The following is an 18,853-nucleotide window of genomic DNA, read 5'->3' as shown; positions in this document are numbered from 1 at the left end:
GCCTTGAGTATAGGGAGCGGCGGCGGAGCAAGGCAAATCTAGCAGCCAGAGGCGAACCGCTTATCGGAGTAAAGCGTGAATGCGTGATGGCTTGACCAGTTGTTGGACCAGGCTGGCATCGACAGTGGCTTGGTCTACATGACTAACGTGGCCAGACATATTTGTCGTCTTCATGCTTCGGACTCGGCGATGGATTTGGTAGCTTCAGACTTCGTCACGGCCGTCAATTCTTCAGAAGAACGGTGAACAGGCCTCTGAAATATGGGTATTCGAAGCGATGTATCTCGTTTACTTGGATGAGTCGGGGAATACGGGAAACAATCTGCTAGACGGTGAGCAGCCGGTGTTTGTACTTGCTGCCCTCATCGTGCCCGAGCAAGTCTGGCAGGGGCTCGAGCGTGATTTGGAACAAGCTGTGACTTCCTACGTTCCAGCGCTAGCAGGCGAGCACGAAATCCATGCGATGGATTTGCGAGCAGGTCGAGGCATTTTCAAGGGTATTCCAGTTGCCACGCGATTAGCGATTCGTGACACGTGGCTGTGGATTGCTCAACAACATGGCCTGCGAGTCGTTTATCGAGCCATCGAGAAACGTCGCTATCAGGCTTGGCTCCATCGAGAATTTGGAACAGGCATCATCATTAACCCACACGTCGCCGCATTTCCGCTCGTTGCAGGCGTTGTGGATGACTACCTCAACTCGCTTCCGGAACGACCACTCGGAATGTTCATTTCTGACGAGAACAAAGAAATCGTGAGCGACGTTGAGAAGTCGATCCGATTCCTGCGCGGGAGCGTGGGGAATCTGCGATTGAACCGAATCGTTGAAAAAGGCTTTTTCATCGATTCGAGAAAAAGTCGTCCGTTACAACTTTGTGACGTAGCCGCGCTTTGGGCTCGCAAGAAAGAAGAGCGATTGATCGGCCGACCGAGCAAAACGGTGGACGATGTCGGCATCGAATTGCTCGATCCATTGATCGCGCGCGGCAACGAAAAAATGGTCGACGTACTGGCATGGCTGGCAGAGCAGCAAAAAGGCTCCACGGCGCAAAAAAATAGCGGCCAGGGATAAATCCAGGGTCGACTGACGCCGGCCCATACTGGTCGCTACCAGTATTCTATCGGATTCCCCTAGCGGGGCAAACGACAAATCCTGCCAGTCATCACGAAAAAACCAATAGAACTCGGTGGTGATGGCAAACACATTGTTGCAAATCGTCAGGTAAGAGGAGAACTGGGCTGGTGGCAATCGTCAATTATCGCGAAACGATCCGCGGGGTCCGCTGGCGTCCATCTCGGCGCGCCAGGCCTGGAAGCGCGCCTGCAGCTGTGAGAAGTTTGGCCCACCTCGTTGTTCCGATTCATCGAATCGGCTCGCCGCCGAGTTGCGGTGACGGTGGAGCCGTCGGCTGAAGGGCTTGGGCTGGCGCAGCTTTTAGTGCTTGGATCAGGTAAGCTGGCCGGTCGGTCGTGATGCCATCGACTCCGATGCCCTTCAGCCGTCGAGCCACCTCGGGATCGTTGACGGTCCACGTATAGAGCTTGAGCCCCGCGTCATGCACGCGGGCCACCGCCGCCTCGTCGAGTGCGAAATTGAAGTTCAGGTCGAGGCCATCAAGCCGCGCGGCCTTGGCCTTTTCGATCAACGCATCGATCGTCGGTTCGCGACCCTCGCTCCCTTTGACCGGCGAGACGATCCAATAGACGGGTAGTTTTGGCAGTCGCTGCTTGGCCAGCCGCATCGTGTCGTAGTTGAAGCCAATGATCGCGGATGAGCCATCAGGCTCACCTGAGGTGGTCACGATGCGTTCGAGTTCGGGCAACACCTCGGGGCCGCATTTGATTTCAATGAACAAGCGGAGTCCCCTCGGGACAGTAGAGAGTGCTGCTCGGAGCGAGGGAATCCGCTGGCCAGCCCAGCGAAGATCTTTCCAGCGGCCAACGTCCAATTCTTGCAACTGTGCCAGGGTTGACTCCGCGACCACCAACTCGACCCCCGCGGTTCGTTGGGTAGTTTTGTCGTGCAAGGCGACGATCTGGCCGTCCTTGGTCAGGTAAATGTCCAACTCAACGGCGTCGGCCGACTGGACCCAGGCCTGGGTGAACGCGGCCATCGTATTCTCGGGCGCGTCGTACGAGGCGCCTCGATGTGCAATGATCTCGACCGCCGACGACGGCGCTGCGTGCAACAGAGCGAACCACATAACAAACGGCGATAGATGCTTCATGATCAGCCTTCAATAATCGCGGAATGGCCCGCGGGGTTCGCTGGCGTCCATCTCGGCGCGCCAGTCTTGGAAGCGTGCTTTCAATTGCGCGGCCACCTCGGGGCGTTCGCTCGACAGATCGTGCTGCTCTCCCTCGTCACACGACAGGTCGAACAACCCGCCGGCGCCGGCGGCGGGGGCCACCCACTTCAAGTTGTCGAAGCGCGCGGCCGCGTCGTCCTGGTGTTGCCAGTACATCTGGTGGCGCGGCGACGGCTGCTGACCCGCTAGGGTCGGCAGCATGTCGAATCCGTCGAGTTTCACGCCCGCCGGCGCGCTCACTCCGGTCGCGGCCAACAGCGTGGGAAAGACTTCGAGCGCGGTCAGGAACTCGTGCCGCACCGCGCCGGCTGGAATCTTGCCGGGCCAGCGAGCAATGAACGGCACACGCAGACCCCCTTGGAACAAGCTGTTCTTGGTGCCGCGCAGCTTGGCGGTCGCTCCCTGGCCGCCGCCGCCATTGTCCGAAAAGAAGATCACTAATGTGTCCTTCTCCAGTTCGAGCGCTTTGAGTTCATCGAGCAATTGCCCGATCGATGCGTCCATATGCGTGATGCAAGCGTACTTCGAGCGTCGCCCCTCAGCTTTGATCGACGCATACTGGGCGATCTCATCGGCCGGCGCTTGCGCCGTCTTGTCGGTGAAGCTTGACGCCCCGTGCGGCGCGTTGAATGGCACGTACAAAAAGAACGGTCGCTCGCGATTCGCGCGGATGAAGTTCAACGCTTCGCGGCAGAACAGATCGGTGGCGTAGCCTTCTTCCTTGATCAACTCGTTGCCGCGGAACAGCGACGGGACGCCATACCGTTCGTGGGTCCAATAGTCGATGCCCGTGTTGGCAAAGCCGTAGAAGAAATCGAACCCGCGCTGTTGGGGGAGGAATCGCTTGGCGCGGCCGCCGTCCCATTTGCCGACCGCGCCGCATGCGTAGCCCGCCGCGTGTAACGGCTGGGCGATGGTCACTTCGCGCAGGTCCATGCCCAGGGTCATCTCGGGGCTGATCGCGTACTCGGACGGCGTGTACTGGTGCTTGTAGTTGACCAGGTCGTTGCGAATCATATCGTACAGGCCGTTGCGCTGGGGGTAGCGCCCCGTCAGGATGCTGCCACGCGACGGCGTACAGGCTGGCCAGGTGACATAGAAGTCGGTGACGCGGACCCCTTCGCTGGCCAGCCGGTCGAGCCGCGGCGTGCGGACCTCGGTGTTGCCGAAGCAGACGAGTTCCGAGTAAGCCTGGTCGTCGCTGACAATCAGCAAGACATTCGGCCGCCGCGCTTCGGCCGCAAATGCAGAAAGGGAAGCGCAGAGCAGGACTAGCAGTGAGGAGAAGAGCTGTTTGAAATTCATGGCGCACTTCGTCAGTGGGAGAAGACGAACCATGCCGGCTATCATGACAGCGCCGCGGAGCGGTTGATATAGCCCGAGGTGATTGCGCCGGGCGCAAAGAAAAACCCAGGGGATGAACCCCCTGGGCTTATCAAAGAGCGTTGGCTTGAGGCGGTCGACCGGCCTTGGGGGCTGGTCGATTCGCGCTACGAGCAACGGCCGTTGCTGCAAGTGCTGGCGGTCGAGCAACTGCCACAGCCACGCCGTGCGGCGCGACGGCGCCAAGCGGCATCGGCCTGGCTGGCAAAAGTCGACGCGGTCAGAACCACCAACAGACCCCAAATCATCCAGCGCTTCATGTTTCGCACTCCGTTTTCTGCTTAGCAAACGTGAATCCTTGGCACAGACCGTGCCTGTGCCCACGCTGCGAGCCTACGGCATCAACTGCTCCGCGCCGAGGGGGGGAACCCCCCCAGAAGCGGGCGGCAATTACTAAAAAAACAGCCAGCAAATGTGTCGCCAATCGACCAGCAATCGAGTGGCCCAGCGCGACGAGCGCGCAGATGAAAGCGCGCGGCGCGGTTACTCGCCGCGCGCCGAGTGATGAACAGTTTGATGCGCCGTGACAGTGCAAACGGAGCGCGACGCGAATCAAACTCGCATCAAGAACCAGGCCAGGAACGCCACCGAGGCCAACACCGCGAAGCCCAGCGGTCGCGCGTACGGCAAGACATAGGCGTCAACTTCGAAGCGCTGATCGAGCTTTTGGAGCGCGGCATTGGTATCGACCCAGTGGCCTCCGCGCAGGGCCAGCTTGGAAAACATTTGCGGCCAGGCGGCGGCCACCAGGCCCAGCAATCCCACGACGGCCAACACGGCCAGCAGCAACGGCATGGCCAGACCGGCGGACAAGCCCTCGGCAAACAACATGATCGGCCCCCCAATTAGAAAAGCAGTGACGGAGCGAGCGGAATCGCACAAGAAAAGGTTGCATCACAACGCTAGTTCATTTCCAGAATCAGTCAAATGGAGTAGGCGGGACGGGTCGTTTGCCGTGAGCGTTGTCGACAACGGCGTCGCGGATTGCGCGTCATCAGGATGCGTGATGCCGAAAGGCCACGCCGGCGTTGCCGCAACGCCGCGCGGCGAGAGCGGCTCTGTTGCGCGCCCGGCACGGCGACGCCTCAAAGCAACGTGCCGCGCAGGATCACGAACGCGACCGAAAAGTAGATCACCAGTCCGGTCACGTCGACCAGCGTGGCCACGAACGGCGCCGACGAAGTTGCCGGGTCGAGCCCAAGCCGCTTCAGCAAGAACGGCAACATCGACCCGGACAAACTGCCCCACAGCACAATGCCGACCAGCGACAACCCCACCGTCAAGGCGATCAACGGCCAGTGCGGGCCATAGGCGTCGGAGAAGGCGCTCCACAGCCCGATCCGCGCCATGCCGATCGCGCCCAGGATGGCGCCGAGTAACAGACCCGAGATGAACTCGCGCCGCATCACCATCCACCAGTCGCGCAGTCGTACCTCGCCCAAGGCCAGCGCGCGGACGATCAGCGTGGCGGCTTGCGAACCCGAGTTGCCGCCGCTCGAGATGATCAACGGGACGAACAGGGCCAGCACGACGGCCTGGGCGATTTCGTCCTCGAAGAAGCTCATCGCGGTGGCGGTCAGCATTTCACCGACGAACAAGATCACCAGCCAGGAGGCCCGCTTGCGGACCATGGCCAGCAACGGCGTGGCGACGTACGGCTCTTCCAGCGCCTCGAGGCCGCCAAACCGTTGCAACGCTTGCGTGGCGCGCTGCTCGGCGATATCGAGCACGTCGTCGATCGTCACCACCCCCAGCAGCTTGCCTTCGTAGTCCACGACCGGCAGCGCGGTGCGATCGTACTTGCGGAAGACTTCGACGGCGGTTTGCTTCAAATCGCTGGCCGAGAGAGTGACGAACTGCTCGTCGGTTAACTCGGCCACCGGTTGATCGAGCGGCGCGACCAGCAGCTCGCGGATGCGAATATCGTCGATCAGGTGATTGTGCTCGTCGACCACGTAGATCACGTTCAACGTCTCGCGGTCGCGGCCGTGCGCGCGGATGTAATCGAGCACGTGCTGGACGGTCCACTCGCGGCGAATGGCGATCATGTCGGGGCTCATCAGCCGGCCGACCGTGTTGTCGCCATAGCTCAACAATCGCTGGGCCACGGCGAAATGCTCGGGCGTCAACAGCGACATCAGCAAGTGCCGCTGTTCGGGCGAGGCGTAACTCAACAGCGCGGTGCGATCGTCAGCCGGCATGCCGTTGAGCAGCATCGCCACAGCCGGCTTGGGCAGCGTGCTGACCAGCGCTTCCTGGTCGGCCAGGTTCAAATACGAAAACGTGCTGGCCGCCACCGGCGCGCCAAGGGTCGTGAGCATGGTCACGCGGTTGTCGGGCTCCAGCGCGTGGATAATGCTGGCCAGATCGGCCGGCAGCCAGGTGTCGAGAATCTCGCTGACCTCGGCCAGCTTGTGCTCGGCGATCAGCTCGCAAATCTCGGGCAACGTCAGGTCTTCGAGCATGCTAGGACTCGCAACACAAGGTGCCGCGCCAGGTGAATCGGGCGATAAGCGGCACCGCCCCGAAACAAAGAAAGCTCGCCGATTGTAATTCAACCGGCGAGCCTTCGCACTTGGCTCGGGGTGACAAGCTATGCGCGCGATAACGATGCGTCGACCCCGTTGACGCTACGGCCGCGAAATCGGCGTCCGCGCGGGCGGGTCGCTGGCCGGGAACGATTCGGCCGATGCTTCGTCGACCGCGTCGAACGTGTATTCCTCACAGTGGCCGGCATGAGCCTCATCGAGCACCCGCGTCACCAACAGCGAGGCGTTCGTCACCGCGCGGACCTCGAACGTCTGGCCCGGCCCGATGTACAGCACTTGGCCGGCCGAGATATCGTGCGTGTGATGGTCGATGTTAATACAGACGCGGCCATCTAGGCAGTGGACCGTCGTGGAACCCGCGGCATGGCACGTGGCCAGGTCTTCATTGGCGGTGATCGCGTGCCGGATCAACTCCAACGTGCCACAGCGGAGCAGCACCGTCGAACGGGTTCGCGGCCGGGCTTCGCCGAACGCCTGCACGTTGAGCAAACGACTGGCAGCTTCGTGAGCAATAGTCATCGTCGGCCTTCCGCAACAGAGATGTGTAGTTCCCTTCGCCGATATATCAGTGCAAGTCGTGGTGGTGTCGGTGCTCGTTCGACGTTACTCCGCGTCGCGGGCGGCAATGGCCGTGGCGGTCTTGCTCGCGCCGCTGCTGGTGAAGGTGACGAGGACGACGTCGCCGATTTCGATGTCGCGCAATTGGGCTGGCTTGCCGTTCAAGACGATCTTGGCGTTGGCGGCCACGTCGAACTGTCGTGTGTCGCCGTCCTTCGCAGTGATCGTCAGCTTCCGCTCGACCAGGATCGCCACGCGCCCTTCGGCGGTGCTGGCGGCCGCGATGACCGCGGGGAACAACAGGGCCAGACTCACCAAACCCGCCAGCAGCAGTTTGAGTAACATGATTCGTCCTTTCGCGTTCGCGTGGGTCGGCAACACCCCGGGACGACTTCTCTATTGTAAATCGTCCGGGCCGCTGAAAGCAAAGAGGTGCAAAGCGTGCGCCGCGGCCCAGGTGTCGTTTGCGTTACGCAGTTGCCCGGTTTTCCTGGCAGGCTGCGTCGACTATGTTGAATTGATAGGCCGCTTGAATCACTGGCGACCAGGCATCCTTGAGCGCTAGCAATCGTGAAATCCCGCACAAAGACCACCGAGGCCAATACCTGGCGCGACCGCATTCGCCGCGCTGGGTTGCGCAGCACGCCGGCGCGCGTGGCAATCCTCGAATACTTGCAGACGACGTCGCGACCGGTGACCCATGCCCAGGCGGCCGCCGATCTCGAATCGCGCGGCTTTGACCAGGCCACAATCTATCGCAGCCTGGTCGAGATGGCCGAGGCGGGGCTGCTTACACGCATGGAACTTGGCGATCGAGTCTGGCGCTACGAAGTCCGATCGGCAACGACGTCCGACCAGCCGGCGCACTTGCACTTCTTGTGCGTCGCGTGTGGCAAGATCGAATGCCTGGACGGCACCTCGGTCGAGTCGGCGCTAGCGCCGGCCATCCGCCGCGCCACCGGCGGCACGATCGACGAAGTGTTATTAAAAGGTCACTGCCGCGCGTGCAAGTGAGTGCGGCTTGTTTCGGTCGTGAGTCAGGCCCCGTTCGCACCCTGGCGTTCATTGGGGTGGCCCGGCCGCTCGTCGGCCGGGTTGCGTCAGCAACAAGAAGTACGTGTGACGAGGCACATGGACTTCGTCGCCGAAGCTTCTTCCTGTCGCTAGCGCGACCCAGCCGGCAAGCGGCTGGGCCACCCAAGGATTCATTGCGCGCGCGAGGCGCAGACCAACGCCTTTGGTACGCAAGGGTTGCGTACCCTATAGGCTTCCGAAGGGCCAACGGCCCGTCCCATACCAGCCTGGGGCAACGCCCCAGGTGACGAACCCGCATTAACGACCAAGGGCTGAAAGCCCGCCCCATCAGCGCGCCGCTTCTCGCTGCGCCGATGGTTCGGGCTTTCAGCCCTGATCACAAACTCTGGCGACGATTCGTGGGGCGTTGCCCCACGCTGGTATGGGTCGCACCTTTGGTGCTTAATCTCGAATTACCACTCATCAGTGCGGAACGGCGACGCGGGGCCACCCGACAATGTTCTGCAATCCTAGGGTACATCGCCTGGCGGTTCCGCGTTATCGTAAGGGTTATACGGATTTCTGGGTCCGCGTACGCGCTTACTCAACAGCAAATACGCCGCGACAAAAATGCCGATCGTGATCCCTAGCGAGATTACATACGACCACATCATGGCACCTCTAATCGGCGACTCACCACTCGTCGGTGCGGAAGGGCGAGGCTGGGATGCCGGCGGTGTTCTCCAGGCTCCAGACCGGGTTATCGGCCCAGGCATAGCGCACCGCCACGGGCGATTTCACCTGGGGCGACGAGGCCAGAACCTTGTTCCCTTCGATCCGCGCGTCGGCCCAGACGAACTTCTTGTCCGCGCCGGCGATGACAAACCCCTTTACCGTGCCGTCGCGCGCCCGTAGACCGTCAGCATGGGTCAGGGTAATCTCAACCGTCTCGCCGACAATCTTCGAGCCGGCGTAGAGCGGCCCCGACGACTCGCCCGAGCGGTGGTACACATCGACCAGCGCCCAAGCCGCCAGCCGTTTGCCGACCCCTTGCTTGTTGCGCGGGTGAATGTCGTTCGGCTCGCCCAGACCCAAGGCCACGGCCATGCCGGTGTTCGGCACGCTCAACGTCTTGAGCATTTGCTCGCGCACAATCGGCCACGTGCCGGGCGCGTCGGCTTCGGTTTGAGGCTGGCGAAAGTCGGGGAGTTGCACCCAAGCGAACGGGAAATCATGGTCAAACCGTCCGCGCCATTCGGCGATCATCATTCGCAACTGGTCGCCATAGGCCGCCGCGTAGGGCTTGCCTGAGTTTCCTTCCCCCTGGTACCAGATGGCGCCGCGGCAGCCGTAGGGAATGATCGGCTCGATCATCCCGTTGAACAAATTGCCGGGATGGTTTTGATCGAATTGCGATTGAACCGGCGCGCGGGGCTGGCGCGGCACCTCCTTGCCATCGGCGCGAAGCTGCTTGGCTTTTTCTTTCCACGCGGCGAGTTGCTGTTGATACTTGGCGTCCTCGGCCGCCTGGTCCCACGATTCGGAGTCGCGCTTGGCCCAAGGCTCGGCAATCTGGGCATAGGCCGGCAGCTTGGACTGGGCCGCAATGCTGGTCCAAGCTTCGATCGTCGTCCCGCCGTACGAGGAATTGATCAGGCCGAGGGGTTGCTTCAACTCGGCTTGCAGGTCGCGGCCAAAGAAGTAGGCCGTGGCCGAGAAGCGGCCGACCGTCTCGGGCGCGCAGACGACCCACGTGCCCTGGCAATCGGACTGGGCCTTGGGCTGTGGATTGCGGGCCACGGTGAACATCCGCAACTGAGGATGCCGGGCCGCCGCTTGTTCCTTTTCATAATCGAGCGAGCCGCTGACCAGCATGCCCATGTTCGACTGACCCGAGGCCAGCCAGACTTCACCGACCAGCACGTCGTTCACCGTGAACGTGTTCTTGCCTTTGACCGTCAGCGTCATCGGCTCGGCCGAGACCGGCAGCTTGCTCATTCGCGCCTGCCAGCGCCCGTCGGCCCCGGCCGTCGAGGTAATGGTCTTCGTGCCGATGGTCACGACAACTTGCTCGCCGGGATCGGCCCAGCCCCAGATCGGCGCGCCGGTGTCGGCCTGCAAGACCATGTGGTCCGAAAAGATCGCCGGCAGCTTCACGTCGGCGCGCAGCGCCGAAGCCGTCAGTGACATCGTCGTCAGGGTCATCACGGCCAGCGCCGCCATTCCAGCGCGCCGCCAGTAGTTCAAGCCAGTGTCATTCCGCATGGTTATTGGTCCTTTCCGTCGGTGAGCCAGGCCAGGTTGAATCGGGCCAAGGTCAGGTACGCATAGCTGGTTGGTTTCTTCTTTTCGCTGTCGCGGTCGTTGCCACGCTCGTACAGGCACAGAATCGTTCCATCGGGCAACACGGCCATGTCGCTGTACGCGCTGTAGCCGGCTTCGAGCACGCGATTCACCGGCCAGGTTTTTCCTTCGTCGTAGCTGAGCTTGATCGAGAGGTTCCGCCGGTCTCGCGACTTACCCTCGGCTTCCTTGCCGTCGGCCCGCTGCATGTTGTCGGGATTGGCGAACGCGATCCGGTCCTTGCCCCCCTGGGCGCTGGTCGAGACGCGAATGATGCTGGCCATGCAAATCGGTTCGATCAGGGCCGGGTCGAACTCAGGCTCGCTCCAACCAGTAGCGCCGTCCGCGCTGATGGTGATCAGTCGACGATTTTGTTTCGACTCGCTCCGCACGTTCAGCATTACGCGCCCGTCGGCCAGCTCGACGACGACGGTTTCGTTCGGGCAGATCCATTCCTCGGTGTTCGGCACGGCAATCTCGCCCGCCTGCCAGGTGCGCCCTTGGTCGTCGCTGTAAATGGTCGAGGTGACGCTGGGCCGGTGCGCGTGCCCGCCGGTTCCCGTCGACAGCCAGACCGGCGCGACCAATCGCCCCGTGCGCAGTTGAACACCGTGGGCCGGGCCGGTGGCCAGCACCTTCCAATCATAGCTCGGGCGGAACTTCTCGAACGTGCCGGTGATCTCGACCGGATCGGTCCAGGTGACGCCGTCGTCCTGGCTGCGAATATAAAAGCAGCGGCAGTATTCCAAGCAGTACAACATGTGAACCGTGCCATCCCGATCGGCGAACAGCACCGGGTTGTTGTAGGTCACGTCGTCGGTGTTGGCCAACTTCTGGGCCAGCGCGACCGGATTCTTGGTTTTGGGGCCCGGCACGTTCGAGATCATCACCCGCGGACTGAAACTGCGGCCCCCGTCGGTGCTGCGGCGCAGCATGATGTCGATGGTGTCCCAGTCGCTCTTGCCGGTCCGCCGCGCTTCGCAATAGGCGAGCACCGTTCCCTTGGCGGTGACCACGAGGCCCGGGATCCGATACAACGCGTAGCCCTCGGTGTGGGCCGTGAACAGATCGAGCTGTTCGAGCTTGGGCTCGGCGGCGCGCGCCGGCGCGCCCCAAGATGACAACGACCAGCAGGCCGCCACGGCAGCCATCCACATTCGCGACATGAGTGCAATCCTCTCAGTGCAACGAAGATCTCTTCATCGATTTGGCGAGCAATGGCTCACATCTTACGCCAGGGCGCACGACAAAACGATCATTCCAGCACAGTTCCCTTTCCCCACAGGCCCGTGGCACGAGAACCGCGCGGCTCACCACGCCTGCAGCAAAATGGCCCGGAATTCCAGGTCGGTCTCCGGGTCGTGCGCCTGTAGTTGGATCGTCCCTGGCTCCACGCGCAACCCTTGCCGCGGGTTGGCGTGGGGCGGGCGAGTGTCGGTCCAATCGGTCTGTTGCTGGCCGTTGACCCAGGTGGCCAGGTGCGGGCCATCGGCCACCACCGTCATGCGATAGGGCACATGGTCGCGAGCGACGGGTTGGCGGGCCTGCTGCCGATCGTCGATGCCGCCGGTCGTGTAGCCCCGCTCGTTGTGGGCGTGATCGTACCAGGCGTTATGGAGCTGCGCCTCGTAACCCATCATCGTCCGGCCCGGCTCGTTGCGCAGAAACAACCCGCCGTTGGTGTTGTCCTTGTTAGCACACGCGGTGACCTGGATCAGAAAGTCGCCGAACAGGTTGTTCTCGTTGGTCGGCGCGAACTCCAGCGCGCCGGGGCCGCCGCGGGCGCGGATCGCGCCGTTCTCGACCGACCAGTTCGCGCGACGCTCGGGCGGAGCGCTGGCATACTCGCGCCGGTCCCAGCCGCGCAGATCTTTGCCATTGAACAGCGGCTTCATCTGCGTCGGCAGCAAGTGCAGCGCGCTCACAGCAGCGCCGTCGGCCAACTCGATCGCGCCGGGCAGCAGCGACTCGACTGTAAACACGGTCCAGCCTGGTTTGACCCTGCGAACCTCGACGCCACAGTGAATCGTGCCGGGCTGCTCGACCAGCGCGGCCAGCCGATAGCATGTGAACCGCGTGGTCGTGCGGCCGCCGCGCAGCGATCGTTGTGACTCGTTGCCGGCAAGTTGGGCACCGACCCAGCCGAACGTGCTGCGCCCGTCGAACAGCGCCAGCCACCCGTCGAGCGCTTCGGCGTCGCTGAGCGCGACGCCTTGCGGCCGGCCTGCCGACGCGGTTGTCGATGGTGTCGCGGCGCCCGGCGAACGTGGGGGTGACGAAGCCGTGGTTTGACTGCGCGTTTCTGCCAACAACCGATGGGTCGTGCCGATCACCGTGGCCTCGACCGACGCGTCGAACGGCGCGGGATGCACCGGGTTGGTTGACAGGGTCAGCGCTCGCTCGGCCTCGTAACCTCCTTCCAGCAACACGCGCTTGCTGGGCAGGTAGGTGAACACATCGTTGCAATAGCCGGCCACCCACACCGCGGCCGGGCCAGCCAGCTCGCGCTTCAGACGCAGCGAATAGTCGACCACCGTTTCGCCCGAGATGCCGATCAGTGTCAAGTCATCACCGAACCGCACCACTTGCACCGGCGCGAGATAAGACGTCGGCACGTTGCCCGCTTCGAGCAACCGCAACCGGCGTTCGTCCCAGGAGCGATCGTATTGCTTGTAGCTAGCCGCGTATTCCGAGCCGGTTTCCAGCCGCGCTCGCAGACGCTCGACCGTCGGCGGCGCTTGATAGGCAATCGGCGCTGTGTCGTACGCCATTCGCAGTGGCCCGTTGATGGGTCGCGACTTGGCCTCGAGCGCCGTGGCCAACGCTCGACCGTGATACTCGCTGAACTCGGGCTTGCTGCGCGGATAGCCGTTCTGGTCGGCGCCGCAACCGGTGACAAACAGCGCCGTCGTGCCCGGGTGGGCCGCTTCGATCATGGCCTGGGCATGGCCGGCGTAATCGCCGTGGTACTGCTTGAGGTTGAGCGTGGTGTTGTGACAGGCATAGCCCAACGCGACGGCCAGCAGCGAGCCATCGGGCCGCTCAAGCTTCAGCACCGGCACATCATGGTCGACCGGTCCATCGGGATTCGGCCGGTTCAGGTAAGGATCACCCTGCGGCGAGTCGCTCTTCAGCCGCCGGTTCATGGCAAAGCCACACCGCGCGTGACCATAGGCCAACCGCGCCGGCGCGAGATTGGCCAGCGACTCGTCGATGATGGCCGCCAGTTTGTCGTGCAGGGTCTGGTTGAAGCGCCGGCAGCGCGCGACGCGCTCGGGATCGCGCTCGGCGAACTCGACCTCGGTGTAACACATCTCGGGGCCGCAGTGCGTGTGCGAGCAATTGATCAGCAGCGCCTCGCGTGGCAGCTTGTGCTTCTCGGCCACGTATTGTTCCAGGGCGTCGCGCAGTTGACGCGGCACGTCCAGCAAGTCCATCGTGACCAGGACGAACCGCCGGCCGCCGGTGTCTTGCAGCGCCAGCGCCTTGGCCCCTAGTTCCATCGCCGTTCCTTCGGAGGGCACCACCCGGCTGCCAAAGCCGGCCAGGTACATCGGTTCGGTCGGCGTCACGATGGTCCGGGCCACGCCGGCGCGCCAGGGGGCCGCTTCTTCGGCGGCAAATGTCAGCGATGCGACGAACAATAAAGCGAGCGAAAGGCAGACGCGCATATACAACTCCAAAAGGTCGACGGAGTGATCTGCTGGGGGCGGGGCAGGGGGGCGCAAGGGCCGGCGAGCATCGGGCAGGCACCCCTCAGGATAGCTCCCCCGGCAGTGCGAGTCACGCTATTGCTCGTTATCCGCCGGGTGGTGGCGTCGCGCCAACGCCAGCGGTGTGTTATAGTGCCGCTTCCACGTCGTGGGACGTGTGATGACCTCCCGTGAACCCTCGGTGAGAAGTGCCGTGCCGACCCGACGCGAAAAAGTGGAAGCCATGCTGGCCGAGCAGCCGAACGATTCGTTCTTGCGCTACGCGCTGGCGATGGAGTTCGACAAAGAGGGGGCGCACGACCGGAGCTTGGAGTTGCTGGGCGGGCTGACGCGCGACACACCGCCCCACGTGCCGGCGTTCTTCATGGCGGCCCAGCAATTGGCGCGGCTGGCGCGCGTGGCCGAGGCGCGGACGTTTCTGCGCGACGGGATCAACGCCGCCCGGCAACAGGGAAACACCCACGCCGCCAGCGAGATGTCCGAGCTGCTGATGAGCCTCGGCACGCAGGGGGAATAAGGCGACACGATGAGTAACGAAGTTCGCACGCATTCTTTAGCCCTCGGTCAATGACCGGGGGCGTTCGAGACTCAAGTGGTTATTGGCCTGCGACGTCTCGACCCTCCCCCTGCCCCTCCCTGAGAGGGAGGGGTGTTTGTCGCACGCGGCTGAGAAGTTACGCTCGGCGCGTTCGTACTATCCTCCACTCGGTTCGATATGGACCAGCACGTCGCGGATGGTGACGATGTCGGTCACCAGCGTTTCCTTGACCCGGTGGCCGATCGAGTGTCCTTCCTTGACACTGATCTGCGGGTCAACCTGCACGTGGATGTCAACCAGGTGTTCGAGCCCGGACTTGCGGACGTGCAGCTTTTCGATCGCGCGTACGCCGGGCACGGCGCTGGCCGCGTGGCGAATCTGCGCGAGCAGCGTTTCGTCGGCCTGCCGGTCCATCAGTTCTTGCAGGCTTTCCCAGCCCAGGTGCCCCGCCGCCCAGAAGATGATCGCCACCACGACGAACACGGCCAGCCCGTCGGCGTGCGCGAGCCCCGGCCCGCCCCACTTGGTCAGGCACAAACCCCACAACACGATCAACGACCCAAAGGCGTCGAGTCGCTGGTCCCAAGCCGCCGCCAGGACCGCCTGCGACCCGGTCGCTCGGGCCACACGCCGCGAGTAGCGAAACAACCCTTCGTTCAATAGCACGCTGGCCGCCGCGATCACCACGCCGTAACCATGCGGCTCGGGTCGATCGACGTTCCAGTGATGACAGGCCTCGACCAGCAGCCAGACGCCCGAACACAGCAAGAGCAATGCCACGACCAGCGCGGAGATGGCTTCGATCCGCATGTGGCCATACGGGTGCTCGCGATCGGCGGGGCGCTGGGCCCAGACGAGCGCGCCCAGGATGCTGAGCGAAGCCAGCGAGTCGCCGAACGAATGAACCGAATCCGAGAGTAACGCCAGCGAATGCCCAGCCCAGCCGCCGATGGCCTTGGCCACGCCCAAGGCGAGCGTCACGACCGCGCCGCCGACGGCGGCACGGCGACTTTGCCGATAGAGTTCGGCCAGGGCGCGATGTTTGGCGGCCAATGCGTCGGTCATGCGGACCATCGTAGGCCACCAGCGCCATCAATCCCAGCGTCGCGAACCATGTTTGTCGCGTATCAAGCTGCGGGGATGGCGAGCCCGGGGCGTTCAAGGTTACAATTTGGCGATCGAGCAATAGCCACACCATTTTCTCACGCCCGCGCGGCGTGAATCACTCGGGAGACACGAGCGATGACGCGCTGGATTCTGTCGGGTTTGATCTGCTGCCTGGTGGCGAGCGCCTTGCGCGCGGAGAACTGGTCCAACTGGCGCGGGCCGACCCAGAACGGCGTCGTGGCCGGTCACAACTTTCCGACCGAGTGGAGCGACACCAAGAATGTCGCCTGGAAGGTCAAGCTCCCCGGCGCCGGCGCGTCGACGCCCGTGGTCTGGGGCGATCAGATCGTCCTGACCTGCGCTGTCGATGGCAAGAACGCGGTGCTGGGGCTTGATCGCGCGGGCAAGCAGCGCTGGCTGGCGAAGCTCGACGACGAGCGCTCGGGCAAGCACAAGAAGGCGACCGGCTGCAACCCCTCGGCCGTGACCGACGGCGAGCTAATCTACGCCTATTTCAAATCGGGCAACCTGGCATGTCTCGATATGAAGGGGCAGGTCAAGTGGCAGCACAACCTGCAAGCGGAGTACGGCGAGGACACCCTCTGGTGGGATCTAGGAACGTCGCCGGTGCTGACCAAGAACTATGTCGTGGTGGCGGTCATGCAAACCGGGCCGTCGTACCTGGTGGCGTTCGATAAGCAGTCGGGCGCGTTGGCTTGGAAGCAAGATCGCAACGTCGACGCGCCGAGCGAAGCGGCGCAAAGCTACTCGACGCCGATCGTTACCCAGGAGCACGGCCAGGAAGCCCTGATTGTGTTGGGCGCCGACTATGTCACCTGCCATGCCGCCGAGACCGGCGTCGAATTATGGCGTGTCGGCGGGTTGAACCCGACTCAGCACAAGTTCTTCCGCTCGATCGCTTCGCCGGTCATTGCCGAGGGGATGGTCGTCGCGCCGTACGCTCGGGCCGACTCGATCACCGGGGTTCGCCTGGGTGGCAGCGGCGACGTGACCAAGACCCACGTGGCTTGGACGCGCGAAGAAAAAGGAGTCGGCGCCGATGTGCCGACGCCGGTCGCGGAGGGCAAGCGGTTCTACAACTGCAACGACAAGGGGGAAGTCTCCTGTCTGGACGTGGCGACGGGCAAGACCATTTGGACCGGTCTGACCGAGAAGCACCGCCGCGCGTACAGCGCGTCGCCAGTCCTGGCCGACAGCAAGCTGTACGTCACGCGCGAAGACGGCAAGACGTTCGTGCTGGCCGCGGGTGACGAGTTCAAAATCCTGGCGGCCAACGAGCTGAACGAAGAGATGGTCGTGGCCACGCCGGTGCTGGTCGATCACCAGATTCTGATTCGCGGCCTGGAACATTTGTACTGTATCGGCCAGTAACAATCGTTCCGCCGTCCATCGCCAACCACGGGGCACACCACCGGTGAGCTTGGGACCGCTGTTCCATTGGATCGACCAGCACAAACACTCGCTGCTGCTCACGCTGCTGTGCGTGGGGTTGCTGGTCCAGCCGCTGTTGCACTTTCGCAGCGAGCTGTACAGCTACATGGTCTTTCTGGCCGTGTTCATGGTGATCCTCGAGCGGCGCTGGCAGCGCGTTGTCGCCTTGTTGGCCGGTGTGCCCGCCGTGGTGTGCGAGGCGATCAGCTATCTTGCCGACGAGCCCTACCGGTCGTGGGCCCGGGCGGGGAATCTGGCGCTGGTAATCGTGTTCATGGTGTTCGGCGTCACCACCATCTTGGGGACGATCTTCAACCTGAAGCGGATTCGCCGCGATCATGTGATCGGCGCGTTCTCGGGGCTGGTCCTGGCCGGCGTGGCGTGGGGAAACTTGTATCTGCTCATCGAGATGGTCGCCCCTGGCTGCTTTCACGTCCGCGATGAAGTGGCCTGGCGGTTGCAAGACGAACAGATGCGCCACTTTCTGTTCAACCATCTGAGCTTCTCGACCCTGACCACCATCGGCACCGGCGACATCGAGCCGGCGGTTCCTTTCGTCCAGACGCTGGCCTGGTTCGAGTCGTTGTTCGGCCAGTTCTACGTGGCGGTTTTCATCGGCCAATTGATCGGGCTCAAGCTGTCGCAGGCCGGCGGCCCGACGCCGGGTCAGTTTCCGTCGCCGGGCGATCGCAAGTAAACGGTCAGCCACTCGGCCACCCGATCGAACAGCGCGATCGGCAGCGGATGCCCCTGACCGTGGTTCAACAGCCCGGCCGGCGCGACGTCATCGTAAAGGCGGTAGATCGGCAACGCCGCGTGCAGATAGGGCCAACTCCGCTGGCCGTCGGCCGCGCCGCGTCCTTGCTCGCCCCCAATCACCAGGAACGGCCGCGGCGCGATCAGCGCCGCCAGCTCGTGATGGTTGCGCGGGAAGCCGGGCTCGTGGATGGCCGTGCCCAAGTACCACGGCGCGTCCCAGTTGGTCGAACGCAAGCCAAGCCCCCCTTCGCTGGCCACGGCGGCGCGAATCCGGTCGTCGAAAGCCGCCAGGTACAGCGTCTCTTTCGCCCCCAGCGAGTGACCGACCGCGCCGACGCGCAGCGGATCGACCTCGGGGACGTTGCTGACGATGTCGACGGCGCGCTGGGCGTCGTACAACATCTTCCGCATGCCAAGCGCCGCGGGATGCCGGGCCTTCAACACGGCCACGGCGTCGTTCAAGGTTGCCCCGTCCTGCCAGAGGAAGCAGCGCGGGCAGAGGACCACAAAACCTCGCTCGGCCAGGAACAGCCCGAGGTGCTTGTTCGGCTCACCCGTGACGCCGGCGATCGGGTCGATCGTTTCCTTGGTCGTGGGATGCAGCGCGACCAGTGCCGGCTGTGAATGGCGAAAGAAGGCGCCGCGCGGCCGCAGCAGATAGGCTGTGATGTGCTGCCCCGGTTCGTTCTCGTACTCGATCAACTGCCGATCGACCTTGTCGAGTGATTCGGTTCGCAGGACTTTGAACGACGTCGCGGTCGGCGCGGCCGGCATGGGGCCCAGGAAAGCGAGCCAGGCCTTGCGCAGCTTCTCGCGCTGCGGCTGCCAGCTTTCACGCGTCAGCGTCTGCCCGGCCGGCCAGAGCGGGCTAAGCGCCGGCTCGCTGCTCGCGACACCGCGCGGCTGCACCTCGGCCAGCCAAGGGACTTGTTTTGGCGTCGGCTCGGCGGCGAACGATGCGCTGCCGACCAGCAGGAGAAGCGAAAGTGTGGCGAAACGTACCATGTGACCCATCAGCATACGGGTGAACAAAACCCTTCTCCCCCCGGGAGAAGGTGGCCGAAGGCCGGATGAGGGTCAGCGTCGACTGAGTGGAAGGCGTGACATTAGGCCACGTGGACCCTCATC

The 18,853-nt window shown here is 63.4% G+C and carries 17 protein-coding genes; 5 read left to right on the top strand and 12 right to left on the bottom strand.

Features of this window, described 5'->3' with window-relative positions; all coding sequences use genetic code 11:
• Positions 1–277 precede the first annotated feature (277 nt).
• Positions 278–1,072: a DUF3800 domain-containing protein gene (locus JSS27_02905; GenBank protein MBS0207881.1), complete on the top strand. Its 795-nt coding sequence runs from the start codon at positions 278–280 to the stop codon at positions 1,070–1,072.
• Between the two features lie 289 nt (positions 1,073–1,361).
• On the opposite strand, the gene JSS27_02900 is transcribed toward JSS27_02905, so the two are convergent.
• From JSS27_02900 to JSS27_02870, 7 genes are all read right to left on the bottom strand, one after another.
• Positions 1,362–2,228: a glycerophosphodiester phosphodiesterase gene (locus JSS27_02900; protein ID MBS0207880.1), complete on the bottom strand. Its 867-nt coding sequence runs from the start codon at positions 2,226–2,228 to the stop codon at positions 1,362–1,364.
• A 9-nt stretch (positions 2,229–2,237) separates the two neighbouring features.
• A complete protein-coding gene (locus JSS27_02895; GenBank protein ID MBS0207879.1) occupies positions 2,238–3,614 on the bottom strand; it encodes a sulfatase-like hydrolase/transferase in 1,377 nt (458 codons plus the stop codon).
• A 185-nt stretch (positions 3,615–3,799) separates the two neighbouring features.
• Positions 3,800–3,952: a hypothetical protein gene (locus JSS27_02890; protein MBS0207878.1), complete on the bottom strand. Its 153-nt coding sequence runs from the start codon at positions 3,950–3,952 to the stop codon at positions 3,800–3,802.
• A gap of 292 nt (positions 3,953–4,244) precedes the next feature.
• Entirely contained in the window at positions 4,245–4,523 is a 279-nt protein-coding gene (locus tag JSS27_02885) for a hypothetical protein (protein ID MBS0207877.1), read from the bottom strand.
• A 254-nt stretch (positions 4,524–4,777) separates the two neighbouring features.
• The gene (gene mgtE / locus JSS27_02880) at positions 4,778–6,157 is read right to left on the bottom strand and encodes a magnesium transporter (GenBank protein ID MBS0207876.1); all 1,380 of its coding nucleotides are present in this window, start codon (positions 6,155–6,157) and stop codon (positions 4,778–4,780) included.
• Positions 6,158–6,322: 165 nt separating this feature from the next.
• Positions 6,323–6,760, bottom strand: a complete 438-nt coding sequence (locus JSS27_02875; protein MBS0207875.1) for a hypothetical protein — start codon at positions 6,758–6,760, stop codon at positions 6,323–6,325.
• 84 nt (positions 6,761–6,844) lie between these two features.
• Positions 6,845–7,144, bottom strand: a complete 300-nt coding sequence (locus tag JSS27_02870) for a hypothetical protein (GenBank protein MBS0207874.1) — start codon at positions 7,142–7,144, stop codon at positions 6,845–6,847.
• A 225-nt stretch (positions 7,145–7,369) separates the two neighbouring features.
• Here JSS27_02870 and JSS27_02865 point away from each other — a divergent pair, with 225 nt between their 5' ends.
• Positions 7,370–7,813: a transcriptional repressor gene (locus tag JSS27_02865; protein MBS0207873.1), complete on the top strand. Its 444-nt coding sequence runs from the start codon at positions 7,370–7,372 to the stop codon at positions 7,811–7,813.
• Between the two features lie 693 nt (positions 7,814–8,506).
• On the opposite strand, the gene JSS27_02860 is transcribed toward JSS27_02865, so the two are convergent.
• The 3 genes from JSS27_02860 to JSS27_02850 form a co-directional block, all read right to left on the bottom strand.
• Positions 8,507–10,078 carry a sialate O-acetylesterase gene (locus JSS27_02860; protein ID MBS0207872.1) on the bottom strand — a complete coding sequence of 524 codons (1,572 nt, stop codon included), beginning with the start codon at positions 10,076–10,078 and terminating at the stop codon, positions 8,507–8,509.
• A gap of 2 nt (positions 10,079–10,080) precedes the next feature.
• The gene (locus tag JSS27_02855; protein MBS0207871.1) at positions 10,081–11,307 is read right to left on the bottom strand and encodes an exo-alpha-sialidase; all 1,227 of its coding nucleotides are present in this window, start codon (positions 11,305–11,307) and stop codon (positions 10,081–10,083) included.
• Positions 11,308–11,466: 159 nt separating this feature from the next.
• A complete protein-coding gene (locus tag JSS27_02850; GenBank protein ID MBS0207870.1) occupies positions 11,467–13,827 on the bottom strand; it encodes a neutral/alkaline non-lysosomal ceramidase N-terminal domain-containing protein in 2,361 nt (786 codons plus the stop codon).
• A 202-nt stretch (positions 13,828–14,029) separates the two neighbouring features.
• On the opposite strand from JSS27_02850, the gene JSS27_02845 reads away from it, so the two are divergent.
• A complete protein-coding gene (locus JSS27_02845) occupies positions 14,030–14,386 on the top strand; it encodes a hypothetical protein (protein ID MBS0207869.1) in 357 nt (118 codons plus the stop codon).
• A gap of 177 nt (positions 14,387–14,563) precedes the next feature.
• On the opposite strand, the gene JSS27_02840 is transcribed toward JSS27_02845, so the two are convergent.
• Complete coding sequence (locus JSS27_02840) at positions 14,564–15,472, bottom strand: cation transporter (protein ID MBS0207868.1); 909 nt, start codon at positions 15,470–15,472, stop codon at positions 14,564–14,566.
• A gap of 177 nt (positions 15,473–15,649) precedes the next feature.
• On the opposite strand from JSS27_02840, the gene JSS27_02835 reads away from it, so the two are divergent.
• Both JSS27_02835 and JSS27_02830 read left to right on the top strand, forming a co-directional pair.
• A complete protein-coding gene (locus JSS27_02835; GenBank protein MBS0207867.1) occupies positions 15,650–16,906 on the top strand; it encodes a PQQ-like beta-propeller repeat protein in 1,257 nt (418 codons plus the stop codon).
• Positions 16,907–16,949: 43 nt separating this feature from the next.
• A complete protein-coding gene (locus JSS27_02830) occupies positions 16,950–17,663 on the top strand; it encodes a hypothetical protein (GenBank protein ID MBS0207866.1) in 714 nt (237 codons plus the stop codon).
• Here the strand turns inward: JSS27_02830 and JSS27_02825 are convergent.
• On the bottom strand, positions 17,633–18,730 hold the full coding sequence (locus JSS27_02825; protein MBS0207865.1) for an acetylxylan esterase: 1,098 nt from the start codon (positions 18,728–18,730) through the stop codon (positions 17,633–17,635). The genes JSS27_02830 and JSS27_02825 overlap by 31 nt on opposite strands.
• Between the last annotated feature and the right edge of the window lie 123 nt (positions 18,731–18,853).

The sequence above is a fragment of the Planctomycetota bacterium genome, assembly GCA_018242585.1.
Classification (GTDB): Bacteria; Planctomycetota; Planctomycetia; order Pirellulales; family PNKZ01; genus JAFEBQ01.
This window is presented reverse-complemented; position numbering and strand designations above follow the sequence as displayed.